21 protein-coding genes are annotated in these 25,497 nt (G+C 70.9%); 16 read left to right on the top strand and 5 right to left on the bottom strand.

The window, feature by feature from the left end; genetic code table 11:
- The first annotated feature begins 116 nt into the window (after nucleotides 1-116).
- Nucleotides 117-977 carry a helix-turn-helix domain-containing protein gene (locus MMA15_RS10955; RefSeq protein WP_241058923.1) on the top strand — a complete coding sequence of 287 codons (861 nt, stop codon included), beginning with the start codon at nucleotides 117-119 and terminating at the stop codon, nucleotides 975-977.
- A gap of 138 nt (nucleotides 978-1,115) precedes the next feature.
- The gene (locus MMA15_RS10960; RefSeq protein WP_241058924.1) at nucleotides 1,116-1,325 is read left to right on the top strand and encodes a DUF397 domain-containing protein; all 210 of its coding nucleotides are present in this window, start codon (nucleotides 1,116-1,118) and stop codon (nucleotides 1,323-1,325) included.
- A 186-nt stretch (nucleotides 1,326-1,511) separates the two neighbouring features.
- On the opposite strand, the gene MMA15_RS10965 is transcribed toward MMA15_RS10960, so the two are convergent.
- Both MMA15_RS10965 and MMA15_RS10970 read right to left on the bottom strand, forming a co-directional pair.
- Nucleotides 1,512-2,606 (bottom strand): ADP-ribosylglycohydrolase family protein, encoded by a 1,095-nt coding sequence (locus tag MMA15_RS10965; protein WP_241063130.1) that lies wholly within the window; start codon nucleotides 2,604-2,606, stop codon nucleotides 1,512-1,514.
- Between the two features lie 119 nt (nucleotides 2,607-2,725).
- Nucleotides 2,726-5,335, bottom strand: a complete 2,610-nt coding sequence (locus tag MMA15_RS10970; RefSeq protein WP_241058925.1) for a bifunctional FO biosynthesis protein CofGH — start codon at nucleotides 5,333-5,335, stop codon at nucleotides 2,726-2,728.
- A 386-nt stretch (nucleotides 5,336-5,721) separates the two neighbouring features.
- On the opposite strand from MMA15_RS10970, the gene MMA15_RS10975 reads away from it, so the two are divergent.
- The 12 genes from MMA15_RS10975 (at nucleotide 5,722) to MMA15_RS11025 (ending at nucleotide 18,774) form a co-directional block, all read left to right on the top strand.
- Nucleotides 5,722-6,399 carry a hypothetical protein gene (locus MMA15_RS10975; protein ID WP_241058926.1) on the top strand — a complete coding sequence of 226 codons (678 nt, stop codon included), beginning with the start codon at nucleotides 5,722-5,724 and terminating at the stop codon, nucleotides 6,397-6,399.
- Nucleotides 6,400-6,762: 363 nt separating this feature from the next.
- Complete coding sequence (locus MMA15_RS10980) at nucleotides 6,763-8,262, top strand: CehA/McbA family metallohydrolase (protein WP_505016617.1); 1,500 nt, start codon at nucleotides 6,763-6,765, stop codon at nucleotides 8,260-8,262.
- A gap of 448 nt (nucleotides 8,263-8,710) precedes the next feature.
- Complete coding sequence (locus MMA15_RS10985; RefSeq protein WP_241058927.1) at nucleotides 8,711-10,453, top strand: ATP-binding protein; 1,743 nt, start codon at nucleotides 8,711-8,713, stop codon at nucleotides 10,451-10,453.
- Complete coding sequence (locus MMA15_RS10990; RefSeq protein WP_241058928.1) at nucleotides 10,450-10,875, top strand: roadblock/LC7 domain-containing protein; 426 nt, start codon at nucleotides 10,450-10,452, stop codon at nucleotides 10,873-10,875. Before MMA15_RS10985 ends, MMA15_RS10990 begins: the two co-directional genes overlap by 4 nt.
- The gene (locus MMA15_RS10995) at nucleotides 10,872-11,240 is read left to right on the top strand and encodes a DUF742 domain-containing protein (RefSeq protein ID WP_241058929.1); all 369 of its coding nucleotides are present in this window, start codon (nucleotides 10,872-10,874) and stop codon (nucleotides 11,238-11,240) included. Before MMA15_RS10990 ends, MMA15_RS10995 begins: the two co-directional genes overlap by 4 nt.
- Before the next feature lie 109 nt (nucleotides 11,241-11,349).
- Complete coding sequence (locus MMA15_RS11000) at nucleotides 11,350-11,949, top strand: GTP-binding protein (protein WP_241063132.1); 600 nt, start codon at nucleotides 11,350-11,352, stop codon at nucleotides 11,947-11,949.
- Nucleotides 11,946-13,454: a cytochrome P450 family protein gene (locus tag MMA15_RS11005; protein WP_308290535.1), complete on the top strand. Its 1,509-nt coding sequence runs from the start codon at nucleotides 11,946-11,948 to the stop codon at nucleotides 13,452-13,454. The genes MMA15_RS11000 and MMA15_RS11005 overlap by 4 nt, the downstream gene beginning before the upstream one ends.
- Nucleotides 13,455-13,545: 91 nt before the next feature.
- On the top strand, nucleotides 13,546-14,463 hold the full coding sequence (locus MMA15_RS11010) for a cytochrome P450 (RefSeq protein WP_372498222.1): 918 nt from the start codon (nucleotides 13,546-13,548) through the stop codon (nucleotides 14,461-14,463).
- A gap of 88 nt (nucleotides 14,464-14,551) precedes the next feature.
- Complete coding sequence (locus MMA15_RS28460; RefSeq protein WP_372498223.1) at nucleotides 14,552-14,758, top strand: cytochrome P450; 207 nt, start codon at nucleotides 14,552-14,554, stop codon at nucleotides 14,756-14,758.
- A gap of 249 nt (nucleotides 14,759-15,007) precedes the next feature.
- On the top strand, nucleotides 15,008-17,968 hold the full coding sequence (gene afsR, locus MMA15_RS11015) for an SARP-family global regulator AfsR (protein WP_241063134.1): 2,961 nt from the start codon (nucleotides 15,008-15,010) through the stop codon (nucleotides 17,966-17,968).
- 217 nt (nucleotides 17,969-18,185) lie between these two features.
- The gene (locus tag MMA15_RS11020) at nucleotides 18,186-18,455 is read left to right on the top strand and encodes a hypothetical protein (RefSeq protein ID WP_241058930.1); all 270 of its coding nucleotides are present in this window, start codon (nucleotides 18,186-18,188) and stop codon (nucleotides 18,453-18,455) included.
- Between the two features lie 172 nt (nucleotides 18,456-18,627).
- On the top strand, nucleotides 18,628-18,774 hold the full coding sequence (locus MMA15_RS11025) for a hypothetical protein (protein ID WP_241058931.1): 147 nt from the start codon (nucleotides 18,628-18,630) through the stop codon (nucleotides 18,772-18,774).
- Between the two features lie 178 nt (nucleotides 18,775-18,952).
- Here the strand turns inward: MMA15_RS11025 and MMA15_RS11030 are convergent, their stop codons facing one another.
- A complete protein-coding gene (locus tag MMA15_RS11030) occupies nucleotides 18,953-19,537 on the bottom strand; it encodes a hypothetical protein (protein WP_241058932.1) in 585 nt (194 codons plus the stop codon).
- A gap of 193 nt (nucleotides 19,538-19,730) precedes the next feature.
- Between MMA15_RS11030 and MMA15_RS11035 the strand changes: the two genes are divergently transcribed.
- On the top strand, nucleotides 19,731-20,699 hold the full coding sequence (locus tag MMA15_RS11035) for a hypothetical protein (RefSeq protein WP_241058933.1): 969 nt from the start codon (nucleotides 19,731-19,733) through the stop codon (nucleotides 20,697-20,699).
- Nucleotides 20,700-20,813: 114 nt separating this feature from the next.
- Here MMA15_RS11035 and MMA15_RS11040 read toward each other — a convergent pair whose 3' ends face one another.
- Nucleotides 20,814-21,197 (bottom strand): VOC family protein, encoded by a 384-nt coding sequence (locus tag MMA15_RS11040; RefSeq protein WP_241058934.1) that lies wholly within the window; start codon nucleotides 21,195-21,197, stop codon nucleotides 20,814-20,816.
- Between the two features lie 68 nt (nucleotides 21,198-21,265).
- Nucleotides 21,266-23,935: a serine/threonine-protein kinase gene (locus MMA15_RS11045; RefSeq protein ID WP_241058935.1), complete on the bottom strand. Its 2,670-nt coding sequence runs from the start codon at nucleotides 23,933-23,935 to the stop codon at nucleotides 21,266-21,268.
- Nucleotides 23,936-24,718: 783 nt separating this feature from the next.
- Between MMA15_RS11045 and MMA15_RS11050 the strand changes: the two genes are divergently transcribed.
- Nucleotides 24,719-25,366, top strand: coding sequence for a TetR family transcriptional regulator (locus tag MMA15_RS11050; protein WP_241058936.1), 648 nt, complete (start codon nucleotides 24,719-24,721; stop codon nucleotides 25,364-25,366).
- Nucleotides 25,367-25,497 lie beyond the last annotated feature (131 nt).

Consider the following 25,497-nt stretch of genomic DNA (forward strand, 5'->3'; position numbering starts at 1 on the left):
GGAGGCCCGTCGGTGTGCCCGTTCATGCACCCTCTGTTGCCATTCGCCAGCGAGATCGCTCACGGTGGTGGCAACCTGCTTGAAAGTAGTCGTACTTACGCGGAGGTGCAGCGCCTGTGGCGTCCAACGTCAACCCCACCGTCCGACGCCGTCGTCTGGGCCAAGAGCTGCGTCGTCTCCGTGAGTTGAAGAACATGACGGCAGAGGAGGTCGCGGACCGCCTGCTGGTCTCCCAGTCGAAGATCAGCCGCCTAGAGAACGGCCGCCGCAGCATCAGCCAGCGCGATGTGCGGGATCTGTGCGGGGTGTACGAGGTCGAGGACAGCCGCATAGTGGAATCGCTGATGCAGATGGCCAAGGAGTCGCGTCAGCAGGGCTGGTGGCATGCGTTCGGCGACATCCCCTACAGCGTCTACATCGGCCTCGAGACGGACGCGGCCTCGCTGCGCGTCTACGAACCGCAGGTCGTACCGGGCCTGTTGCAGACGCAGGCGTACGCGGAGGCCGTCTGCGAGGGCGCGCAGCCGGAGGCCTCGGCGGCGGACATCGAAAAGCGCGTCCAGGTACGCATGCGCCGCCAGGAGCGCATCAAAGACGCCCGTCATCCGCTGCGGCTGTGGGCGGTGCTGGACGAGTCGGCGCTGCGCCGCCAGGTCGGAGGCAGGCAGACCATGGTCGAGCAGTTGGAGCGGCTCAACGAGGTCTCCCAACTGCCCCATGTGACGGTCCAGGTGATGCCTTTCTCCATGGGCGCGCACCCGGGTGTGAACGGGCAGTACGCGATCTTGGAGTTCCCGGACGCGTCGGACTCGTCGGTGGTCTATCTGGAGGGCGTCACCAGCGACCTCTATCTGGAGAAGTCGCACGATGTGCAGAGCTACAGCGTGATGTATGAGCATTTGCGAGCCGAAGCTCTCAATCCGGACCAGACACGTGAGTTCATCGAGAATGTGGCAAAGGACTATGCCCGTGGCTGAGGGCGGGGAGCGTACACCCTGCCCGAGAGCACAGTGAAGCTTCCTGCGGAATATGCCATCCGGTCGAGTGAACGGCCCCTTCGCGCTGGGAAATCGAGGCGTACGGTCGAGCGCTGGAGTCGAACAACCGGAGCAGACATGGCAATTCAGCAGGGAAACACCAGCGAATGGATCAAATCGACCTACTCGGCGAACGGAGCGTGCGTCGAGGTGAAGTCCCCTACCCGGACGGCAGTGGCGGTGCGTGACTCGAAGGTCCCGGACGGGCCGTCGCTGAGCTTCCCCCCGGGCACCTGGGCAGGCTTCGTGGCCGATGTGCGCGGCGGAGGTTCCGTCCGTAGCGTCTGAGAAATCACGGTCACCCCGGTGACACCCGGCGACGCCCGGGGCACCGGCCCGGTGACACCTGGAACAGAGCCCTCTCGACCGGCCCGCCGTCCCAGCCGAGGGGGCTCTTCCACGGGCACATGACGGTGACCGCACACCCGGGCGGGTGCCGAGTCCCGTACGTACTCCCCCTGTTCGCTGCCCGGTTCAAGCACGCGGATAGCGCGCGAGCCACGCCTGCGACGCCGCTCCCGGAGCGTGCAGCGCGGGCCCCTGGGTCATCTCCATCGCGAAGTCGTCGGCCAGTTCGAGCACCGTCGCACGCCCCTCCAACTCCGCCACCCACGCGGGCGGAAGGGCCGTCTCCCCATGGATGGTGCCCAGCAGATTCCCGCAGACGGAGCCCGTGGAGTCGCTGTCACCGCCGTGGTTCACGGCCAGCAGCAGCCCATGGCGTACGTCCTCCGCGACGAGAGCGCAGTACACGCCGATGGACAGCGCCTCCTCGGCCGTCCACCCCTTGCCCAGAGCCTCGACGCGCTCCGCGGACGGCATACCCTGGCGCATCGCGCCCAGCGCCCGCTTCAGCGCGTCCGTCGTCTCCTCGTGGTCCGGCCTGGTCGCGAGCATCGCCAGCGCCTTCTGCACGGCGTGATCGAGGCTGTCCTTGCGCGCCAGCGCATGCACGATCACGGAGAAGGCACCCGCCGCGAGATAACCCGTCGGATGGCCGTGGGTCTGCGCCGCGCACTCCACGGAGAGCTGGAAGACCAACTGCGGCTCCCAGCCGACCAGAAGCCCGAACGGCGCCGAGCGCATCACCGTCCCGCAGCCCTTCGACTCGGGATTCTTCGGCGACTCCAGCGTGCCCATCCGCTCGTCGGACAGCCCGCTGAGGCACGTCTTGCCCGGCGAGCGCTGCGCGTACAGCCACTCCTCACGCGCCAGCCAGCCGTCCTCCTCCTTGCGCTCGTCCGGGCCCCAGTCCCGCTGCGTGACGGCCCACCTGCGGTACGCCGCGTGCACATCGGTCGGCGGGTGCCAGGCGCCCGTGTCACGGCGTACATGCGCACGGATCAGGCCGTCCGTGGTGAAGAGCGTCATCTGCGTGTCGTCGGTGATGGCACCGCGACGCCCGTACGCCGGTACGTAGTCCGTGACGCCGGCGGCGCCGTGCGCCTCTCTGATCGCGCTCAGCGAGTCGAACTCGACGCCCGCGCCCAGGGCGTCGCCGATCGCGCCGCCGAGCAGACAGCCCCGCACCCGGCTGCGGAAGTCCTGCTGCTCGGTGCGGCCCCACATGGCATCACCGCCGGAAGCGGCCACGTCTCTCTCCCACTGGTACGACGTAAAGGTCAGTGCCCCAAGGCAGCAAGGGAGGATCCGCCCCCCTCAGCAGGTCAGCACTCTAGAACGCCGCTTCAGCTTTCCAACACCGGAAGGAGCTCCGGAAGGTGTCCGTCCGAACGGCGGGCCGCCTGCTGCCGCTCCTCCGGCACCCGTCCGTACAGCGTCGTACGGGCACGGGCGGGCCTGCCCGCGGCTTCGGCGATCGCGACAAGATCCTTGACGGAACGGTACGAACCGTAGGAGGACCCGGCCATGCGGGAGATGGTCTCCTCCATCAGCGTGCCGCCCAGGTCGTTGGCACCGGACCGCAGCATCTCCGCGGCACCCTCCGTGCCCAGCTTGACCCAGCTCGTCTGGATGTTGGTGACGTACGGGTGCAGCAGCAGCCGCGCCATCGCCGTCACCGCCCGATTGTCGCGGGCGGTGGGGCCGGGCCGGGCGATGCCCGCGAGATACACCGGCGCGTTGGTGTGGATGAACGGCAGCGTCACGAACTCGGTGAAACCTTCCGCCCCCTTCGCCAGCGCCGACTGCTGGATGCGCGCCAGCCGCCGCAGATGACCCAGCCAGTGCCGAGGCTGATCCACATGCCCGTACATCATCGTCGACGACGAACGGATGCCCGACTCGTGCGCCGTCTCGATCACTTCGGCCCAGGTGTCGGCGGGCAGCTTGCCCTTCGTGAGGACCCAGCGGACCTCGTCGTCGAGGATCTCCGCCGCCGTGCCCGGAATGGAGTCCACACCCGACTCCTTCGCACGCAGCAGCCACTCACGGATCGAAAGCCCCGTGCGGCTGGCTCCGTTGACGACTTCCATCGGCGAGAAGGCGTGCACATGCATGCCCGGCACACGCTCCTTCACGGCGCGTGCGATGTCGAAGTACGCGCTGCCCGGCAGATCCGGATGGATGCCGCCCTGCATGCACACCTCGACCGCGCCCACGTCCCACGCCTGCTGAGCGCGGTCGGCGACCTGCCCGAGGGAGAGGGTGTAGGCGTCGGCGTCGGTACGGCGCTGCGCGAAGGCGCAGAAACGGCAGCCCGTGTAGCAGACGTTGGTGAAGTTGATGTTCCGCGTGACGATGTACGTCACCTCGTCGCCCACGACGTCGCGGCGCAACTCGTCGGCGACACCGCACAGCGCGTCCAGGGCCGGGCCGTCGGCGTGCAGCAGCGCCAGGGCCTCGTCGTCGCTGAGGCGCGTCGGATCGTCCGCCGCGGTCGACAGGGCCGCCCTCACGTCGGTGTCGATGCGTTCGGGCGCCATGCCGGGCCGTGCCGCCTCACGCAGCGAACCCCAGTCCCCGTAGACCTCGTCGAAGTCGTCACGACGGTCGCCGGAGCGGCCCTCGGTGTCGATCGTGCGATGCAGATCCGTACGTCCCGAAGGAGCGAGGAAACCCTCGTCGGGCTCCTGCCAAGGGCGGCCCTCAACGGGCGCGTCCTCACGGGCGAGACCCGTGCCCGGCTCCGCCAGCGCCTCCACGTGCGGCAGCAGCCGGGGATCGAGCCACGGCTCGCCGCGCCTCACGAACTCCGGGTAGATCGGCAGGCGTTCACGCAGCACGAAACCCGACTCGGCCGTGCGCTCGGCCAGATCCTCGATCTGCGGCCACGGACGCTCCGGATTGACATGGTCCTTCGTCAGGGGCGAGACACCGCCCCAGTCGTCGATGCCCGCGGCGATCAGCGCCGCGAACTCTCCCGCGGCGCCGTCGACCAGATTCGGCGGCGCCTGGATACGAGCCGAGGGGCCCATCACATGGCGCGCCACCGCCACCGTCGCGGCCAGCTCCTCCAGTTCGGCGTCCGGCGTCCCGCGCATCGCCGTGTCCGGCTTGGCGCGGAAGTTCTGCATGATGAGTTCCTGAATGCCGTGGTAGGCGCGCTGAACGCGGCGCAGCGCGAACAGGGACTCCGCACGCTCCTCATATGTCTCGCCGATGCCGATCAACAGCCCAGTCGTGAAAGGCACGTTGGAACGACCCGCGTCCTCCAGCACACGCAGCCGCACCGCGGGCTCCTTGTCGGGAGAGCCGTAGTGGGGGCCACCCGGCTCGCTCCACAGCCGCTCGGCCGTGGTCTCCAGCATCATGCCCATCGACGGCGCGACAGGCTTGAGACGCTGGAAGTCCGACCAGGACAGCACCCCGGGATTGAGGTGCGGCAGCAGACCCGTCTCCTCCAGCACGCGGATCGCCATGGCGCGCACATACGACAGGGTGTCGTCGTAGCCGTGCGACTCCAGCCACTCACGGGCCTCCGGCCAGCGGTCCTCCGGCTTGTCCCCGAGCGTGAACAGGGCCTCCTTGCAACCCGATTCGGCTCCGCGGCGAGCGATGTCGAGGACCTCGTCGGGGGAGAGGAACGCCCCGTGGCCGTCGCGGCGCAGCTTTCCGGGGACGGTCACGAACGTGCAGTAGTGGCACTTGTCGCGGCACAGCCTGGTGAGCGGGATGAACACCCCCCGCGAATAAGTGATCACCCCGGGACGGCCCGCCGCCTCCAGCCCCGCGTCCCGAACTCGCGCCGCGGAACGGGCCAGTTCGGCGAGGTCGCCGCCGCGGGCCTGAAGCAGTACGGCGGCTTCGGCGGCGTCGAGCGACACCCCGTCGCGGGCACGGCGAAGGGCACGCCGCATTGCGTTGGCGGTGGGGGCTGCCTGCGCGTTCGAAGTCATGAATCGAGCATACGAGCGGGACCGGCGGCTCTCCGGGACGCGGCCTGCGGGCAATCTCACATCGGCCGCGGGTTCGGCCGGGCATACGGCCGCGCGTCCGTCAGCGCATGGGGCTGCGCATGCGTGGGGGCGTGGGGGCGTAGGGCTGGGCATCCGTCAGCGCATGGGGCTCGGCACACGGCCGGGCATGCGTCTGGGCACGGGTCTGGCGCGCGTCTGGGCATCGTCTACGGGGCTGTTTCGACGAGAAGTGCTCGATCGCGGGGGTGCTCGTCTACGGTGCTGCGAGCGCGTCGGCCGTACGGCCGCGTGCCATGCGGGATGCGACAACCGGCGGTGTGCTGATCGTGCGCCTGCCGGCGAAACCGACGATTACGGGGGAATACATGCGAGTTCGCGTTCTCACCACTTCCGCTGTGCTGATGTTCGCCGTACTGGGCGCAGGCGCCGCGACGGCGCACGCGGCACAGGACGGCACACGGGGCGGGGCCCCGGGCGCGGGGGCCGGAGTGACGGTCGCCGCGCAAGAGGCTGCTTCGGACGGGGCGTCGGACGGGGCGTCGGGCGGTACGTCGGCCGGGGCCGCCTCGGAACGGGCCGGTGGCGATGACGAGGTACGTACCGAGGCCGCGCCCGGCCGGATATCGGGCGGCGTCAGCAGCGGAGGCACCAGGGGCGGGACCACGAGCAGCAGCTCGTCCAGCTCGACGACGAGCAGCAGCACGACCAGCACCGGAGGCAGCCTCAGCAGCAGTAGCAGTAGCAGCACTGGGGGGAGCCTCAGCAGCAGTAGCGGAGGCAGCAAGACCAGCAGCACAGGCAGCACAGGCGGGACCGTCAGCAGCAGCAGCGGCGGCATCAGCAAGACCAGCTCGGGCAGCAGTTCACGGGGCGGCACGAGCATCGGCAGGACCACGACGGCCAGCGGCGGCTACGGCAGCACGGACTCGGACCGCAAGAAGAGCCACAGCCGCTGGTGGCTGTGGCTGCTGATCCCGTTCATCCTCCTCGTCGTCGTGGCCGTGGGCCTGGCGCTCTACGCCGCCTCCCGGCGCCGCTCCTGAACGGGCATGGGGACAGGGCGGGTTGACGGGGGCGGGTTGACGGGGCGAGTCGACAGGCCGGGGCCCTGGAGCTACGGATCGGGCCCCTGGACGCGCGGACCAGGGCCCTGGAGCCCCGGGCAGAAGCCGCCCCCTCGGGCCACGCACGGCATGGCCGGAGGGGGCGGAGGGCGCGCGCATCCCTTGTCCTTTCCGGCCTGGTCGGCCCTCCCCCGCCGCACCCGCCAAGAGTTATCCACAGGGGTTCCCCCTCCTGTCTCCTCCACGTAGAACAGAGCCGTGGCGCCAGACCGGCGCCGCCACATACTTCGGGTGCAGGACGCGCAGCCGCGTCGCACATAGGGGGAGGCACAGATGCCAGGCGTGGAAAGACGCGACGTGCTCCGGCTGTCGGCGGTGGCGGGCGCCACGGGCATGCTCACCCTCGGCGGGGTCCGCTTCGCCCGCGCCGCCGACGGCACCGAGAAGACCCGTACCGTCAAGGGCCGACTGCCCACCGGCGCACCCGACTTCGTATATCTCCCGGTCGAAGTCCCCGCAGGCGTCCGCGAGATCGAGGTCTCGTACACCTACGACAAGCCCACCGTCCCCGAGGGCACCAAGGGCAACGCCCTGGACATAGGCGTATTCGACGAACGGGGCACGGCCCTCGGCGGGCGAGGCTTCCGTGGCTGGTCCGGCGGTGCACGCGACCGGTTCACGATCAGCGCCGAGAAGGCGACGCCGGGCTATGTCGCAGGTCCCGTCCATGAGGGCACCTGGCACGTCGTCCTAGGCCCGTACACCGTCGCCCCACAGGGCATGGAATATGAGGTCACCGTCACGCTCCGGTACGGCGACCAGGGCGAGACCCCCCGTCCCGTCCACCCGCCCGAGCGCGCGAAGGGCCGAGGACGTGCGTGGTACAGGGGCGACTGTCATCTCCACACGGTGCACTCCGACGGCAAACGCACCCCGGCGGAGGCCGCCGCCGCAGCCCGCGAGGCAGGACTCGACTTCATCACCACCACGGAGCACAACACCACGTCGGGGCACGGCGCTTGGGACGGCCTGTGGGACGAGGACTTCCTGATCCTCTGCGGCGAGGAGGTCACCACCCGCAACGGCCACGTGCTGGCGCTGGGCACGGACCCGGGCACCTTCGTCGACTGGCGCTACCGAGCGGGAGACGGCCACTTCTCACGCTTCGCACGGCGCATACGGCGCGCGGGCGGACTGGTCGTACCGGCCCACCCCGACTGCCCGTTCGTGGGCTGCCAGTGGAAGTTCGGCTACGGCGAAGCGGACGCGGTCGAGGTGTGGAACGGGCCTTGGACGACGGACGACGAACTCGCGGTCGCCGCCTGGGACAACATGCTGACGGCCCCGCCGCCCGACCGTGGCCCGCTGCCCGCGATGGGCAACAGCGACGCACACGCCGAGCCGCAGAAAGTCGGCCTGCCGCAGACGGTCGTGCTGGCGGAGGACCTGTCACGGCGAGCGCTGCTGGAAGGCATACGCGCGGGCCGCAGCTATATCGCGGAGTCCTCGGAGATCTCCGTGCGGTTCACCGCGAGCAGCGAACACGGCGAACACGCCGACATAGGCGAGCGGTTGGCGGTCCCCAGCGATGCGCGGGTGACCGTCCGTCTGGAGGTGACCGGTGCGCCGGAGGGTGCCACGGCCCGGTTCCTCACCGACCAGGGTGAGATGTTCGCGAGCCCCGTATCCGACAAGCCGCTGGAGTGGCGTACGACGGCGTCGGCGGCGGCATATGTGCGCGCGGAGATACGCCACCGCCCGCCCATAGGCTCGCCCGCGGACCTGCCGGGCGCGATGGCCGCGATGACCAACCCCATCCGGCTCGGCCACGACGACGGCTGAACCTCGGGGCCGGGCACGGCTGTTCGCGAGCGGAACGCAGGCGGACGGGGCCGCAGGCAGGCGACGAGAGGACAACGGGCAACGGGGCGAATTGAGGGGGGCGGGGGTGGGGGGGGAGCCCCCCAGTGCTGCGCGCCCCATCCCCCCGCCACGCCCCCTGACGCCCCCTCACCCGCCGGGCGTTGTCGCGCCGGGCGGTATCCCCGCCGGGGTCCCGCCCCGCGCTGCCCCCTGTCCTGACTCCTCCTGTTTGACTGTTCTTCACGGCAGGTCGATGTGTACGGATGTTCCCGTTACGGGTGTGCGGCTTAAAAGCGTCAGGCAGCATGTGGGGACCGCCGGGTGACGATGGCCGAAAAGGGCAGTGCTCGTGTTGCACATCCGCGCTCCCGACGTCCGTCCGACCACGAACCACCGTTCCGCAGCAACCAGTTGATCAAGGACGCCGATGACCGACACACCGGTGGCGCTGATCGTGTTCCTCGCCTTGGGTACCGTCGCCGTCGTTCTGGCCCTCCTCCTCGTCCGTTCGCGACAGGAGTTGAGCAGGTCTCAGCTCCACTCGGAGGCGACAGAGACGGAACTCGAGAGCGCGTCGCGCTACGCCGCCGATCTCGCGGCGAGGCTTCAGGCGGTCGAGTCCGAGCTGAGGCATCTCGTGAACGCCCGCATACCTGATCTGGCCAGTTCCCTCGCCCACTCCAACGTCCCCGTCCCCGGCCCTCTCGGCACCGCGACGCTCAGCCCGGAGCTGGACCGTTCCATCGACGCCGTGCTCTCACAGGTGAGGGAGGAGGTCACCAAGGAACGCAAACGTGTCGACGCCGCGGCGCAGGCGACGATGCGGGGCGCCAGCACCACCATTCAGGCGCTGCTGTACCAGCTTCAGACCCTCCTCCAGCGGATGCAGGAGAAGTACGAGGACCCTCTCGTCGCCGAGGACCTCCTCGCGGCGGACTTCCTCAACGAGCAGGCGCTGCGCCGCATTCAGTCGACTGCGGTGGTCTGCGGTGCCTGGCCCGGGTTGACGCGCGACAACTCGCATCTCGCTGACGTCGTCGTGGGTGCCTCGTCCCGGCTGAGCGGCTATGAGCGCATCCAGGTCAGCAATCTGCTGCGTGACCCGGTGGGTGTGATCGCCCGCGCGGTCGAGCCGGTGGCGGTGACGCTGACGGAGCTGATGGCGAACGCGCTTCACTACTCGCATCCCGAACTCCCCGTCGTCGTAACGCTCCAGCAGGGAAACCGCGGGGTGTCGGTCATCATCGACGACGCGGGCGTCGGCATGACAGCGGAGGAACTGACCCGCGCCAAGCGGCTGATGTCGGGCGAGGAGGCCATTCTCATCACCGAACTCGGCGACCCGCCGCGCAACGGCTTCGCGGCCATCGGGCAGCTTGTGCGCCAGTACGGGTTCGCCGCGCATGTGGAGCCTTCCCCGTACGGGGGTGTGCGTGCGGTGGTGCACATTCCGGGCGAGCCGCTGCTGACGCTGCTGGACGAGGCGGAGCATCCGATGTCGGCGATGGCTCCGACGCCGCCGTACGGCACGCCCGTGCTGCCGGGTTATGCGCCTGCGGACTTCCGTTCGCCGGTCCCGTCGCAAGGGGTCGGCGCGGGTGCCCCGCTTGGGGCCGGTGCGGGCGCGTCGCCGGGTGCCGGTACGGGAACGTCCTCCGGGACGGCGGACTCCGGCGCAGGGGAGTTGCCCCGCCGTCGCAGGCGGCGGCGCGCGGACGCGGCGGAGAAGGCGGCTGCCGCCGGCGGCACGGGCGATGCGAGTACGGGGAGCGGCGGCGCAAAGTCCGTTGATCCGCCCGGCACTTCACGCCCGGCGGAACCGGGCGGAGAGCCGGACACCGCCCCTGGCACCAGCCGCGGCACCGACCCCCGCTCCGGCTCCGGCTCGAAATCCACTCCCGGAAGCGCCTTCGCACCGCCGACGACGCCCGAGCAGAGCGCGGAGCGCTGGTCGGCGTTCCAGAGGGGCACCGCTTCCGGAAGGGCGGCGGCCATGGACCGGCCGGACGGCCCGGAAGAGCGAGACTCCGCCGACTCGCCCCGCTCCCCGCACAGCCCGAGCAGATCGACCGACACGACCCGTACCAGCAGCACAAGCGACACCGCAGGGGCGGACGGCGTATCAGGCGACGCCGGCCCCGGCGCTTCGGAAGGGAACAAGCACGCATGACCATCCCCGCTCGCCGCCCGGTCCGTGAGGACACCTCCTGGGTACTGACTCCGCTTCTTGAGCTGCCGCATGTGATACACGCCGCGGTGATCTCCGGCGACGGTCTGATCGAGGGCCGTTCGCCGGATCTGGAACGGGATTCCGCGGAGGGCGTCGCGGCGATGCTCTCCGCCCTTCAGGGTGCGGCCCGTACGACCACGGCGGCTTTTGTGGGCGACCACGACGTCGAGTTGCGCCAGACCGTGATCGAGTCCGACCGGGGCTGGGTCTTCGCGATACCTGCCGGGCAGAACACGTGTCTGGCGGTCTTCGCCGGGCCGGACGTCAACATGGGTGTCGTCACGCACCAGATGCAGGTCCAGGTGGCGAGCCTGGGCTCGAAGACCATGAACAGCCCGACACGGAGCGACAGTCCGGCATGAATCCGCCGCCACGTGACCACCGGCGTCTCGTGCCCGCGTATCTGGCTACGACCGGGCGCGCGGTGCCGAGCCGCAACACGTTCGACCGGCTGACGGTGCTGCATGCCCCGGGTGATCCTGCGGGGAGCGGTCTGCGGCCGGAGCAGCGGCGACTGCTGGAGTTGCTTCAGCCTGGTCCGCTGTCTCTGGCCGAGGCGGCTGCGCATCTGCGGTTGCCTGTCAGCGTCGTGAAGGTCATGGTGGCCGATCTGGTCGATGCGGGCCGTCTGTCCGCTCGTGCCCCCGTACCCGACGCCGAACTGCCCGAGCGGCAGATTCTGGAGAAGGTTCTCGATGGACTCCGCACTCTCAGGTCCTCGCGATGAAGACACCGGTGACGAAGACGAAGACTGGCGGCGGGCCGCCGGTGGTTCCGGCGGTGGTTCCGGCGGTGGTTCCGGCGGTGACGGTCCCGCCGGCTCGGCGCCCCCGCCTGTGCCCGAGCCGCCGGAGGCGGTGGTCCACCTGGACGGGGAGCGCACTCAGACGCTGGTGAAGCTGCTGGTGGCGGGCCCGTTCGGTGTCGGCAAGACGACGTTCATCCGTTCGCTGTCGGAGACGGAGCCGCTGCACACCGAGGAGTTGATGACCAGCGGGAGTGCGGCCGTCGACGATCTGTCGGGGGTCAGGGAGAAGTCGACGACGACGGTGGCGATCGACTTCGGCCGTCTGACGCTGCCGGGCGATCTGGTGCTGTACATGTTCGGTACGCCCGGCCAGCGCCGTTTCTCGCCGCTGTGGCAGGACATCTCGCGTGGTGCGCTGGGTGCTCTCGTCCTGGCCGACACCCGCCGGTTGTCGGATTCGTTCGAGGTGATGGACATGATCGAGGACGCGGGGCTGCGTTACGCGGTCGCCGTGAACTCCTTCCCCGACTCTCCCGCGCACCATCCGTCCACGTTGCGCGACCATCTCGATCTGCTGCCCGATACGCCGCTGGTGCTGTGCGACGCTCGCGACCGTGAGCAGGCGACGGATGCGCTGATCGGTCTCGTGGGCCATGTGCTCGCGCTCACGCCTCAGGAGACTCTGTGACGTCCGCTTCCGAGCCGGGCACTCCGGCGCACGCCTCCACCCAGGACTCGCCCAAGCGCACGCCCACGCCGGACACGCCGCCGCCAGGCACCACCGCCCCGGACGCGCCCGAGCGCACGCCGGCGCCGGACATACCCACGCGCGCCCCGGCCGGTGAGTCCCCCGCCCCGCTCAGCAGTGCCCTGCCCACGCCGGTGGGCGAACCCCACGTGGAGCTGGAGCAGTTGTACGGGCCGGAGTTCGCCGCCGATCCGCAGGGCGTCTATGCGCGGCTGCGCCGCTACGGCCCGATCGCCCCGGTGGAGATCTCGCCGGGCATCACGGCGATGCTCGTCACCGACTACCGGGCGGCGCTCGATCTGCTGCACGACACGGTCACCTGGTCCAAGGACCCTCGTAAGTGGCAGGAGTCGGTGCCGGAGGACTCGCCGATCCTGCCGATGATCGGCTGGCGTCCCAACGTCATGTTCAACGACGGTGATGTGCACGCCCGTTACCGTCAGGCGATCACCGACGGCTTCGAGCGGATTCCGCCGCACGAGCTGCGCACGATGGTGGTGGGCATCGCCGACTCGCTCATCGCGGGGTTCGGTGCGGACGGACAGGCCGATCTGATGGGCCAGTTCGCGCGTCTGCTGCCGTTGAAGCTATTCAACAGGCTTTTCGGGCTGCCCGATTCGTACAGTGACCGCCTCATCTCGTCCATCGCCGGGATGATGGAGGGCGACCCGGCCGAGGCGTCGGCGGCGAACGAGGAGTTCCAGGGCTATATCAGCGAGTTGATCTCCGCGAAGAAGCATGTGCGCGGCCGGGATCTGACGTCGTGGTTCCTGGACCATCCCGTCGGTCTGAACGACGAGGAGGTCACGCATCAGATGGTGCTGACCATGGCCGCCGGTCATGAGCCGACGTGCAATCTGATCGGCAACGCCCTGGCCCGCATGCTCACCGACGACCGCTACTACAGCACGCTGTCCGGGGGTGCTCTCACTCCGCGCGACGCCATTCAGGACGTGCTGCTCAACGAGCCGCCGATCTGCAACTATTCGGCGCACTTCCCCCGGCGTGACGTGTTCTTCCACGGCACGTGGATCCGTACGGGGCAGCTCGTGATGGTGTCCTACACGGCGGCGGGCGCGGCTCACGGCCGTACGGGGGAGGGTGCGGGCGCCGGCGGCAGCGGCGCGAGCGGTTCGGGCGGCGGTGCGCATCTGGCCTGGTCGGCGGGGCCGCATTCGTGCCCTGTGCCTCGTGCGGCGCTGCTCATCGCGACGACGGCGATCGAACGGCTCTGCGCTTGGCTGTCGGACATCGAACTGACCGTTCCGCACGACCGGTTGACGTATCGGCCGGGTCCGTTCCACCGGGCCCTGACCGAACTGCCCGCACGTTTCACTCCGATCAGCCCCGGCCAGGCAGGAGAGACTCCATGGGACAGCAGGGACACAGGGCACAGCGGCAACGGCAGGGCGGAGGCGGAGGGGGAGAGCACGCCCGCTCCGTGACGCCGGAGGCGGTGCCGATCGACCCGGCGGGGGCCGACATCCATGGTGAGGCGGACCGTCTGCGTGCGCGCGGCCGGCGGCGCTAGTGGAGTTGCCTGCGGGTATCCGTGCGTGGTCCGTCGGCAGTTTCGGTCTGCTGAAGCGGCTGCTGACCGACGAGCGGGTCTCGAAGGATCCGCGGCAGCACTGGCCGGCGTGGCAGCGCGGCGAGTTCCACGACACGTGGATTCGTTCCTGGGTCGGTGTGACGAACATGTTCACGTCGTACGGGGCGGATCACCGGCGGCTGCGGAAGCTGGTCGCTCCGGCTTTCACGGCCCGCCGTACGGAGGCGATGCTTCCGCGCGTCGAGCGCATCACGGGTGAACTGCTCGACGCGATGGCGGGGTTACCGCCCGGCGAGCCGGTCGATCTGCGCGGCGCGTATGCGCATCCGCTGCCGATGGGTGTGATCTGTGAACTGTTCGGCGTTCCCGATGAGCAGCGTCCGGACATGGCCCGCCTCGTGGAACGCATCATGGACACTTCCGTTTCGCCGGAGGAGGCGGCCCGTACGGCGGAGGAGGTGCAGAGTGCCTTCGGTGCGCTGGTCGCGCTCAAGCGGCGGGAGCCGGGTGAGGATCTGACGAGCGTGCTGGTCTCCGCGCGTGACGACGAGACGGGGTCGAAGCTGTCGGAGGCGGAGCTGCTCGACACGCTTCTGCTGGTGATCGGCGCGGGCCATGAGACGACGGTGAACCTGATCGGCAACGCCGTGCACGCCCTGCTGACCCATCCCGCCCAGCTTGAACTCGTTCTCGATGGGCGTGTCTCGTGGAACGACGTCATCGAGGAGACGCTGCGCTGGGCGCCGAGCATCGCCTCGCTTCCGTTGCGGTACGCGGTGGAGGACATCGAGCTGGGCGCCGAACTCGTCGGGGACGCCGAGGAGTTGCCTGGCCGACGCCACTGGCGGCGTCGGCGGCGCTTCCGGCGCGGACGGCGGCACGGTCACGATTCGCCGAGGTGAGGCGATACTCGCCACCTACGCCGCAGCGGGCCGCGATCCGGGCAGACACGGCGCCACCGCGGGCGAGTTCGACGTCCGGCGCACGGATGTGGAGCATCTGTCGTTCGGGCACGGCGTGCACTTCTGCCTGGGCGCTCCCCTCGCGCGCATGGAAGCCCGTACGGCGCTCCCCGCGCTGTTCGAGCGCTTCCCGGAGCTGTGTCTGGCGGTGCCGCCGGAGGAGCTTAGGCAGGTGGAGTCGTTCATCGCGCACGGCTATCGCACGCTGCCCGTGCTGCTGCACGGCTCCCGCTGAGTAGTCCGCGCCCCGGGCTACGGCGGCTGACGCGGCGCCGGCAGGCACCGAGGCGTCCGTTCCGCCCCCGCAGGGGACCTACAGGGGGTCTTCAGGGGTCTTCGGGGTCGTGCTTTTACCACACCAACAGCCCGTGTTCCGTGAGAAGTTCGAAGGACTCGTAGAGGAGCTGGGGCCCTGATGACGTATAGCTGACAAGCAAGGCAGACTGACCCCTGCGGGAGTGGAATGAAAGCGCAGGGGGCCATCATGGGCGCGGGCGCCGAGGGGATCATCGGCCGCGGGACCGAGCAACTGGAGCACACGCTGTGCTTCACGGTGCTCGGACCGGTCCGTGCCCACCGCGGTGACCAGGAGCTGTCCATGGGTTCGCCGCAGCAGCGTGCGATGCTCGCGGCGCTGCTGCTGCGCGGCGGCCACACGGCCACGGCGGAGGAGCTGATCGACGCCCTGTGGGGTGAGGAGCCCCCGGAGCAGGCGAAGGCGACGCTGCGCACCTACGCCTTCCGTATCCGCAAGGCGCTCGGAGACGATGCGGAGCTGCTGGTCAGCGAGTCGGGCGGCTATGCGATCCGTACGGGCCGTGCCTTCTCCGACGTCTCGCTGGATCTGGATGTGGCCACGGCGCTGGTCGCCGAGGCGGAGAAGTCCGCGGCGAGCGGCGACCGTTCACGGGCGCGTGACAGCTATGCCGCCGCTCTCGCGCAGTTCAGCGGTGAGCCGCTGGCGAGTGTTCCGGGCCCGTTCGCGGAGCGGCAGCGCAGCAGCCTGGCGGAGTGGCAGCTCACTCTTCAGGAGCACCGCATCGATCTGGATCTCCAACTCGCGGGTCACACCGAGGCGGTGAGCGAGCTGACCGCTTTGACGGCGGCGCATCCGCTGCGGGAGCGGCTGCGGGAGCTGCTGATGCTGGCGCTGTACCGCAGCGGCCGGCAGGCGGAGGCGCTGGCGGTGTTCGCCGACACCCGTCGTCTGCTGGCGGACGAACTGGGCGTCGATCCGTGCGCGGAGCTTACGGGCCTTCACCAGCGCATTCTCGAAGCGGACGACGGTCTCGCCCTCGCACCGGACGAGCCGTCGGGCCCGGCCACGCCGAAGCCCGCGCAGCCCGCTCAACTGCCTGCGGCGGTCGCGGACTTCACGGGACGTAAGGCGTTCGTCGCGGAGCTGAAGGACCAACTGGCTCTGGCGGAGGGCACGGTGATGGCGCTGTCCGCGGTGGCGGGCATCGGCGGCGTCGGCAAGACGACCCTGGCCGTGCATGTGGCGCATGCCGCGGCCGAGTACTTTCCCGACGGTCAGCTCTACGTCGACCTTCAGGGCGCGGGCCCTTCGGCTGCGGAACCGGAGGCGGTGCTGGGGGCGTTCCTGCGTTCGCTGGGTGTCGAGGACAACGGCATCCCGGAAGGGGTCGAGGAGAGATCGGCGCTGTTCCGTTCGCTGCTGTCGGGCCGCCGCATACTCACCCTCCTCGACAACGCCCGTGACGCGGCGCAGGTGCGTCCCCTGCTGGCGGGGGCCGCGGGCTGTGCCGCGCTGGTCACCAGCCGTACGCGGATGACGGATCTGGCGGGCGCGCACCTGATAGACCTCGATGTGATGAGCCCCGACGAGGCGATGACGCTCTTCACGCGCATCGTCGGGGAGGAGCGGGTGACCGCCGAGCGTCAGGCGGCGATGGCGGTCGTCGGTGCCTGCGGTTTCCTTCCGCTGGCGATCCGTATCGCCGCGGCCCGGCTCGCCTCCCGCCGGACGTGGACGGTGGCCGTACTCGCGGAGAAGCTCGCCGACGAGCGGCGCCGTCTCGACGAACTCCAGGTCGGCGACCAGGCCGTGAAGGCCACCTTCGAGTTGGGCTACGGCCAGCTCGATGCCGAACAGGCCCGTGGTTTCCGCCTGTTGGGCCTCGCCGACGGCCCTGACATCTCGCTGCACGCCGCGGCGGCGCTGCTGGACCGTCCGGCGGGCAGCACCGAGTCGCTGCTGGAGTCGCTGGTCGACGCGTCCCTGCTGGAGTCGGCCGCGCCTGGCCGCTACCGCTTCCACGATCTGGTGCGTCTCTTCGCGCGTGCCTGCGCGGAGCGCGACGAGCAGCCGCCGTCGGAGCGTGAGGCGGCCTTCTCCCGGCTGCTGGACTTCTATCTCGCGACCGCTTCGAAGGTCTTCGCCCTGGAACGCCCCGGCGAGCGGGCCGTCGACCATCTCACCCGGCCGCGCACCGGCGGTCTGCGCTTCGCGGACCGCGACGCCGCGCTCGCGTGGCTGTTCTCCGAGGCGGACTGTGTGCTGGCCTGTGTGCAGCAGGCCGCCGAGCGCGGGCTGCTGCGCCACGCCGCGGACCTGCTGATCGCGGTGAAGGACTGCGCGGACTCGGGTGTGCACTCGCTGCGTTACGAGCGGGCCGCCGCCACCGTGCGCGACGCCGCCCGCGACGCCGGCGACGTGCTCGCCGAGGCCCGTACGCAGATCATGCTCACGCACGTCCACATCGTCGCGGGCCGCTTCGACCAGGCCGATCAGGAGGCGGAGCGCGCGGCGCTGCTCGCCGGTGCCTCGGGCGATGTCCTGGCGGGCTGCTGGTCCCTCAACGACCGGGGCATCGTGGCCAATTGCCAGCAGCGCTACAGCGACGGCGAGGCGTATCTGCTGCGCGCCATCGACGCCTTCCGCGAGGACCGCAACCGGCCCAGCGAGGCGAGCGCGCTGTGCAACCTCGCGCAGATCTGCCTGGCGCTCGGCCAGACCGACCGCGGAATTCAGCTCGCCGAGCAGGGACTTGAGATCTACGAGACCCTCGACCACGGCATGCGTACGGCCAACGCCCGCTATGTGCTGGGCCGTGCCCTCACGCACGGCGGTCATGTCGAGGAGGGCCTGGATCAGCTCAACCAGGCCGCCTCCCTCTTCCACGAGAGCCGCCAGCCGCTGTGGGAGGGCGTCTCCAACTTCCGTATCGCGGAGGCCCACTTGGCGGCGCGGCGGCCCGCGCAGGCGGCCGGGCACGCCGAACAGGCCCTTGCGCTGCGCGGCATCGGCGGCGAGTGGATGCGCGGCAGGATGCTCACGGTCCTGGGGCGTGCGCTGGTGGCGCTGGGTCAGCGTGACCGTGCAAGGGTGTGCTGGAAGGACGCCCTGGCCATCTTCGAGGAGATGGGCGCCTCCGACGCGGACGAGGTGCGGGCGCTTCTGACCCCTGCTCAAGCTGCGTAAACACGCGCGGCGGGCCCGCTTATCAGTCGTTCATCGATCGTTTATCGCGGCTCGGCAGTCTTATCCCGTCGATCCGTCGCGTCGGGGGGCAGGCGGATCCGGGGGAGGCCGCGCTCCGGCTAGGGTGAGCGGCCCTAACGCCCGCCCGGCGGCCCACGGGGGAGTCGCTGGGCGGGCACGTCAGCACAATCTGCCACCAAGCCAGGAGAGTTCGGCAATGACTGAGACAACGCAGTCCACCGTTAAGGACATCGAAGACGACATCGAGACCACCAGCACCGACGACAACCACTCGCCGATCAGCCCTGAGAAGGACGGCGTGGCCTCGGCCGAAGACGGCGACGTGACGACGCTCGACAACCACTCGCCCATCGCGCCGCCGAGGGGCCGGAAGACCTCCGCCGACGAAGAGGCCGAGGACGAGGGCGATGTGACGACGCTCGACAATCACTCGCCGATCGCGCCGCCGCTGGGCGGCGCCCAGTAGGCCGCTTTCCACGGGGGAACAGGCGGGCTTGGCGTCAGCAGCGCGGAGGGGGCGCCGCTGCCGCCGGGCCCGCTTGAGTGTGCGCCGAAAGGGCATCCTGACAGTGCACGCATCCCGACGTACGCGAAAGCGATGTCAGGTACGCGAACTTGGGTCTCCCGAAGGAGAGGACATGCCCAGAATTCTCAGGACGCTCGTCGTCTGCTCGTTACTGATACTCGGAGCGGCCTCTCCAGCGATGGCCGCCGAATCGCAGGACGGTGGGGTGGCAGTGCACGACGTTCACATCACCGGCACCACCGACGGGCATTCGCCCTGACGGACGGACACCGCGTGGAACGGGGCGGGCCGCTTGTGCGGCCCGCCCCGTTCCGTGTCCGCGTTTCCCGGCCCGCGCGTCGTGCTCGCGGCGGATACGCGACTGCTGTGCGCCGCCGGTGCGTTGACGGCGTCGGCGCCGCGCCGGCGCCGCGCCGGTCGACGGACTAGCCGACGGGCTAGTCGACGGACTTGACCAGGCACTCCGAGACGTCGCCGATGCGCCCCGGGTGTGCCATGCGTACGTCCACCGGTGCGGTGGTCCTGCTGCCGACCTCCACCTCGGCGGAGCCCGAGTCGACGTGCGTCCCGGACTCGTCGAGGAACTCGACCGTCACCGTGTAGGTCTTGGTGTAGTTCTTCGGGTTGCGGACCTCCACCTCGGCCTTCGCTTCGCTGCCGCTCTGCGGGGCGCAGCGGGTGACCGTCGCCGACGCCGATCCGTAGCGGGTGCTGCCGTGCCTCGAACCGGTGGTGCCGGTGGTGCTGTGGTAGCGGCGGGTACCGCTCCGGTAGCCGCTGTCGCCGGAGCTGCCGTAGTCGCCCTTACGGCCGTAACTGCTGCCGTCGCTGCCGTAACTGCTGCCGCCCGTGTCGCTGTCGTAGCTGCTTCCGCTGTTGTTGTGGCTGCTCGAACTCGAACTGCTGCACCCGCCCCCCTTGCTGCTGCCCCGGTACCCGCCGCCCTTGCGGCCGGGGCTGAAACCGCTGATCGCCACCAGCACGACGGCGACCGCGGCGATGAGCTTGAGACGACGCGACATGGACCGAACCCCCGATTCTCGACATGCACGGGAGCGGACGCCCCCGTGCGGGGACGCCGTCAGGTGGCCGCGGGGTTCCGCCGGGCGTAACGTCTTGTACGGGACGGCGCATCCTGCGGCGGCCCCCTGCTTCCCGATCCGCGACGCACCCGCGGGGAGAAGCGGCCCCGGCGCCGGAAGCGAGGCGAAGCCGATGGTCCGCAACCTGCTCGGCATCCTGTTGGCGCTCGCCGGAGCGGCCCTGGCCGTGTGGAGCCCCTTCAGCTCCTGGTACGGAGGCCGGCTCGGCCGTGACTACGAGACGAGCGAGCTGTTCGGCTCCGGCGGCATCACCGGAACCCAGGCCGGACTGTGGACGGGCCTGTTCGTGCCCATGCTGGCCGCCGCGGCGCTCGCCTTCCTCGCGGCGCTGCTGCGCTCACGCCTGCTGATGACGCTCGCGGGTCTCCTCGTGCTCGGCTTCACGATCCTGTGGATGGTCCGCCAGGGGCAGGAGGCGGGCACCCTCACCGCGGGCGGCGGCGGCCTCGGCGAGGGCGCCGGCTATGCGATCGGCGGCGGCGTACTGCTGCTCCTGGCGGCGCTGGTGATGCGTGGCCGCCGCAGACGCGGACGGCGCCGCAAGGGCCGGGGCGGTACGCCCATCGACGAAGGCCGTGCCGCGCCCCCGCAGGACGAGGCGTACGAGGGCCGAGGCTGGGAGCACTCCGAAATGCCGCAGCCCTACGGGCCGTTCGGCACGGACCCCGGCACGGGCCCCGGCGGGCACGGCGCGTACCAGGCCGACGGCCTGCCGGGCGGACCCGGCGGGCCGCGAGGCTCGGGCGGGCCGCCGTATGGGCAGCCCCCCGGACGGCCGCACGGATACGGACGCGACCTGTACCACGACGATTCGACGCCGCCGCAGGAGTGGGACCCGTGGGCCGCGGGGCGTCCCGCGCCGCCGCCCGACATTCCGCCCGCCCTCAACGAGCCGCCCGTCGCACCGCCCGGTCCGGCGCCAGGGGTCTTCGGCGCACCGCCCGGCGGGTCCGCCGACGAGGCGCCGCAGGGTCCGCAGCAGCAGCCCCCGGCCGAACCCGCGGACCAGGAGCACCGGCCCGGCGACGACACCAGGCACCTGCCGCGCCGCCCCGGCAACCGCGGCGGCGGCCCACGCTGATCACGGAAACCCGCTGCTCGGAGCCCCGGCGGGAAGCCCTCGTCGGCGTCCCGGCGCGCAGCCACGCCTCACTGCCCCGGCAGGCTCCGTCTCAAGGCTCCAGCAGTAAGCGCCTCAGTGCCCAGGCAGGAACAGACAGAACGGATGGCCCGCCGGGTCGAGCATGACCCGTACGCCCTCCTGCGGCTGGTACTCCGCGACGACCGCTCCCCCGGCCACAGCGTGCGCCGAGGCGACGTCGAGATCGTCGACCTCGATGTCGAGATGGATCATCATCTGCTGGTCGCCGGGCTCGGCGGGCCACACCGGCCGGGCGTGCTCGCGTTCGGTCTGGAACGACAACCCCGGCCCGCCGCCCGGTGCTTCGAGCATCACCCAGTCCGGCTCGTCCCACTTCACCCGCCAGCCCATGAGGTGGTGGTAGAAGTCCGCCAGCGCACGGGGATCGGGTGCGCCGAGCACGATTCCGGAGAGTCTCGTCCGCGGTCTGCCGCTCATGTCGCCTCCTCGTCCGGCGACCGTTCCCGAAGGCCGGGTCCGCGAATACGGCCCGGCGGTCGCCTGGTTCAGCTCTGGCGGGCCTGCCCCGTGCCCTTCGCCGCGTCCAGGGCGTAGACGCAGCGGTCCTTGCTGCACGCGTAGACGACGCCTCGGTCGGCCACCGGGGAACCCGTGATCTCACCGCCGGTGGCGAGCTTCCAGCGAAGCTGCCCGCCGACGGCGTCGACCGTGTACAGGCAGTGGTCCGCGGAGCCGAAGTGCACACGGCCTTCCGCGACGACCGGCGCCCCCACCAGGTCGCCTCCGGCGGCGAAGCGCCAGCGCGGCGTACCGCTGACCGCGTCCAGGGTGTAGAGGGCGCCGCCGCTGCCCAGGTGGACCAGCCCGTCGGAGACGACGACGGGCTCCGTGGAGTGCCGTGCCTCCGTCGCGATGCGCCATCTGTCCTGGCCGGTGACGGGGTCGAGGGCGTAGACCGTGCCGAGGTAGTCGGCGAGATACACGCCGCCGCCCGCGACGGCCGGGCCGTGCACGAACGCCGGAGGGCTGAGGAACGCGGCGGGGGCGTCGAAGCGCCAGCGCTCCGCGCCTCCCGCACCGTCCAGGGCGTGGACACGGGCACCGGCGCACACGTACACCACGCCGTCCTCCGCGGGCGTCAGCCGCAGCGGGACACCGCCGGTCGTCTGCGCGTCGCCGACGGGGTACGACCACAGCTCGGTTCCCGTACGTGCCTCGATCGCGAACAGCCTGCCCTCGCCCCACGTGTAGACGGTGCCCTCGTGTACGAGCGGCCCGCCCTCGCGGGTCTCGAACTCGGTCTGCGCGCCGCCCAGTTCCCACAGCTTCTCGCCGCTGGCCGCCTCCCACGCCTGTACGCCTCCGCCGCGCGTACCGGTGACGACGGTGCCGCGGTCGACCTGGAGGGAGAACACCCAGCCGTCGGTGGGAAGCCGCCACAGCTCGGAACCGTCGCGTGCGTCCAGTGCGTAGAGACTCGGCCCGTCCGAGGCGTGCACCCGGCCGCCGGAGACGGTCATGGACCAGGCGACCTCGCGGGTCCTGAACTGGCGGCGCCCGCTGGTGACATCGAGGGCGTGCACCTCGAAGGACGTGACGTAAAGCAGGTCGTCGGCGACGACGGGCGTGCCCCACACGTCGTTCGACATACGGAACCGCCAGGGGCGCCAGCGCTGCGGCTGGGCGGGCGCGGGAGCGGCGGGCTCACCCGCGGAGCCGGGCGCGGCCACCACCCCGGTGGGCCCCGCCAGCGGAGGCGGTGCGGCCGCTGTGGCGCCTGGATTGAGCGGCGAGGGCTGCGCGCCGTTCGGCGGGAGCACCCAGCCGGTAGCCGGTCCCGCCGCCTCCGCTCGTACGTCCTCGGAACGGCGCGGCCCCGGGCCGATGGGCACCTGCGAGCCGGGCAGCCGTACGGGGGCCGCGGGCGCGGCGCCTTCGGGCGCCTCGGGCGGGGCCGGTGGCGGGGCGGCGTTCGCGGCAGGTGCGGGCGTGGAAGGCGGAGCGGACCCGCCGGCCTGACCGGGCCTGGCGGACTGCGAGGTGAGCGAGCCGACCGCCGAAGGCCCCCCGGGACCGGCCGGGATGGCGTGCCGGGGCCCGCCGCGGTGGGCCCCGGCGGCGTGCGCGGGCGCGGACTGCGCGGCGGCGGAAGCGGACGCGGCAGGAGGCGCCGACGCCGGGGACGGCGCGGGAGCGGACGCGGGCTGCGCGCCGACGCGGCCGTCGGGCGCGTGCCGCCCTTCGGGCACTTGGCCGTCCGCCTCGGGCGGCGCCTCCGGAGGGCCGCCCTGGCCGTGTGCGGGTCGCCTCGGCGTGGGGCGTGCGCCGCGTTTGCGTTCGATGAGGGCCACGGCGCCGGCGGGCAGCCAGGCCGAGGCGGTGCCGCTGTCGTCGCCTCCGGAGGAGAACAGATGAGGGGCCAACTGCGCCTGGATGTCTGCCGGAGTGGGCCGTTCCTCGGCGGCCATGCGCATACAGGGCTCGATCAGGGGCCGCAGCTCCTCGTTCATGCCTTCCAGGTCGGGCCCGTCGCGCAGCAGCATGAAGACCGTCTCGACGGGGTTCGCGCCGTGAAAGGGCGCGTGCCCGGTGGCGGCGAAGACGAGCGTGGAGGCGAGGGAGAAGATGTCGCTGGCGCCCGTGACGCTGCGGGAGTCCCGCGCCTGCTCGGGAGACATGTAGGCGGGCGTGCCGACGGCGACGTTCGTCATCGTCAGCCGCGTGTTGGACACACCGGAGGCGATGCCGAAGTCGATGACTCTGGGCCCGTCCTCGACCACGAGAACGTTGGACGGTTTCAGGTCGCGGTGCACCAGGCCCGCGCCGTGGATGGACTGGAGCGCCTCGGCGACCCCGGCTGCGAGCCAGCGCACGGCCTGCACCGGCAGCGGCCCGCACTCGTTGACGATCTCCTCCAGCGACGGCGCCGGTACGAACGCGGTCGCCAGCCAGGGCACCGCGGCCCTGGGGTCGGCGTCGACGACGGCGGCGGTGTAGAAGCCACTGACGGCACGCGCGGCCTCGACCTCACGCGTGAAGCGGACGCGGAAGAGCTGATCCTCGGCGAGTTCGGTCCGTACGGTTTTGATCGCCACGCGGCGGCCGGAAGCCGAACGCGCGAGATAGACCAGGCCCATTCCCCCCGCGCCGAGCCGGCCGAGCACCTCGAACTGCCCGATCCGCCGCGGATCGTGCTGCGTCAGCTGCTCCACCACTTACCTGCCACCTCCCCGTAGGGGCCACTCGACTCCCGCCCCGTGCAGCTTCTCACTGCGGTACCGGACACACGGTCCACAGGCTGATTCTTCCTGCCCGGGGCGGTTGTTGCGAACCCGGGGGCGGCCCCTTCGGGTCTCCGCAGGCCAAACACCGAAGCGCGAAGCATCATTCCAGTCCCCGCGCACGCCCCCTCGCCGGGAACTCGGGCGTCCGCCGCGCGGTCGCCCGCCCCTCACGCCGTGCTCACAACCACGGGCCCGCAGGTCACCGGCGCGGCCCGGCGTGGCCGCCGCCCGCCGCCCCCGGCTGATGTCTCCGCCCGTACGGCCATGGCCGTCGTCCTCCCCTGCTCCGCCCTCGTCCGTGGTACGTGGCCCTGCTGCTGCCCTGCCGCCGCTCGCCGCGCCGCTGCTCGTGCTCGTCGCCTGCCGCACCCTCGCTCGTGCTCCGCCGCCACTTGCCGCCGTCGGTCGCCGTGCCGTCGGCCCGCCGTCAAGCCCGTTGCTCCGGCTCCGGCGCCTGCTGTCCGCTGCCTGCTTCGCCCCCCGGCGTACGCGGCCAGTTCCGCTCGTACGGGCACGCTAGCCGCGTTCCGGGAGACGCGCAGGCCGATGATTCGAACGCGCAGGGTTCTGCCTTCCGGCCCGCCCGCCTGTGGGTCTGCCCGTCCTCTACGTCTGCCCGCCGACGGCGCCCGGACTCACGCCGTATCCGGACGGTGCCACCCCATTTGCATGCGGCCGAATCGCGCGCCCGTTCCCCGTCGATAAGCTGACGGCATGACAGGACAAGTTCGAACCGTCGACGGGCGAGTAGCAGGGCGCCGCGGGCAGGCGACGCGGCAGAAGCTGCTCGACTGCCTCGGCGAGATGCTCAGCTCGTCGCCGTATCGCGATGTCAAGGTCATTGATGTCGCACGGCGGGCGGGCACGTCCCCGGCGACCTTCTACCAGTACTTCCCGGACGTCGAGGGCGCCGTCCTCGAACTGGCCGAGTCCATGGCGAAGGACGGCACCGCGCTCAGCGACCTGGTGGCCGACCGTTCCTGGGCGGGCAAGTCCGGCTGGCGCACGGCCGAGGAACTCGTGGACGGATTCCTCGCCTTCTGGCGCAAGAACGACGCGATCCTGCGGGTCGTCGACCTGGGCGCGGCCGAGGGCGACAAGCGGTTCTACAAGATCCGCATGAAGGTACTGAACTCCGTCAACGGGCCGCTGACCGAATCCATCAAGGAGCTTCAGGCCAGGGGCCGGGTGGACAAGGACGTCAACCCGGCGGCCACGGCCGGCGCGCTCGTGATGATGCTCGCCTCCGTGGCGAGCCATCAGAAGGGCTTTCAGACCTGGGGAGTGAAGCAGGCCGAACTGAAGCCCAATCTGGCGCTGTTGGTCCACCTCGGCGTGACGGGCCGCAAGCCCACAAGATGAACCGTTCAGCCACTCATCTCGAAAAACGTTTCTCCCTGATCGCCCGCGACTGATCGAGCCGTACGGCATTCGCCCCGCGGGACCTGGGCAGTCCGCTCGTGGACCGTCCGGCGGTCCTTACGGCTTTCCTT

It is taken from the genome of Streptomyces marispadix (genome assembly GCF_022524345.1).
Lineage (GTDB): Bacteria > Actinomycetota > Actinomycetes > Streptomycetales > Streptomycetaceae > Streptomyces > Streptomyces marispadix.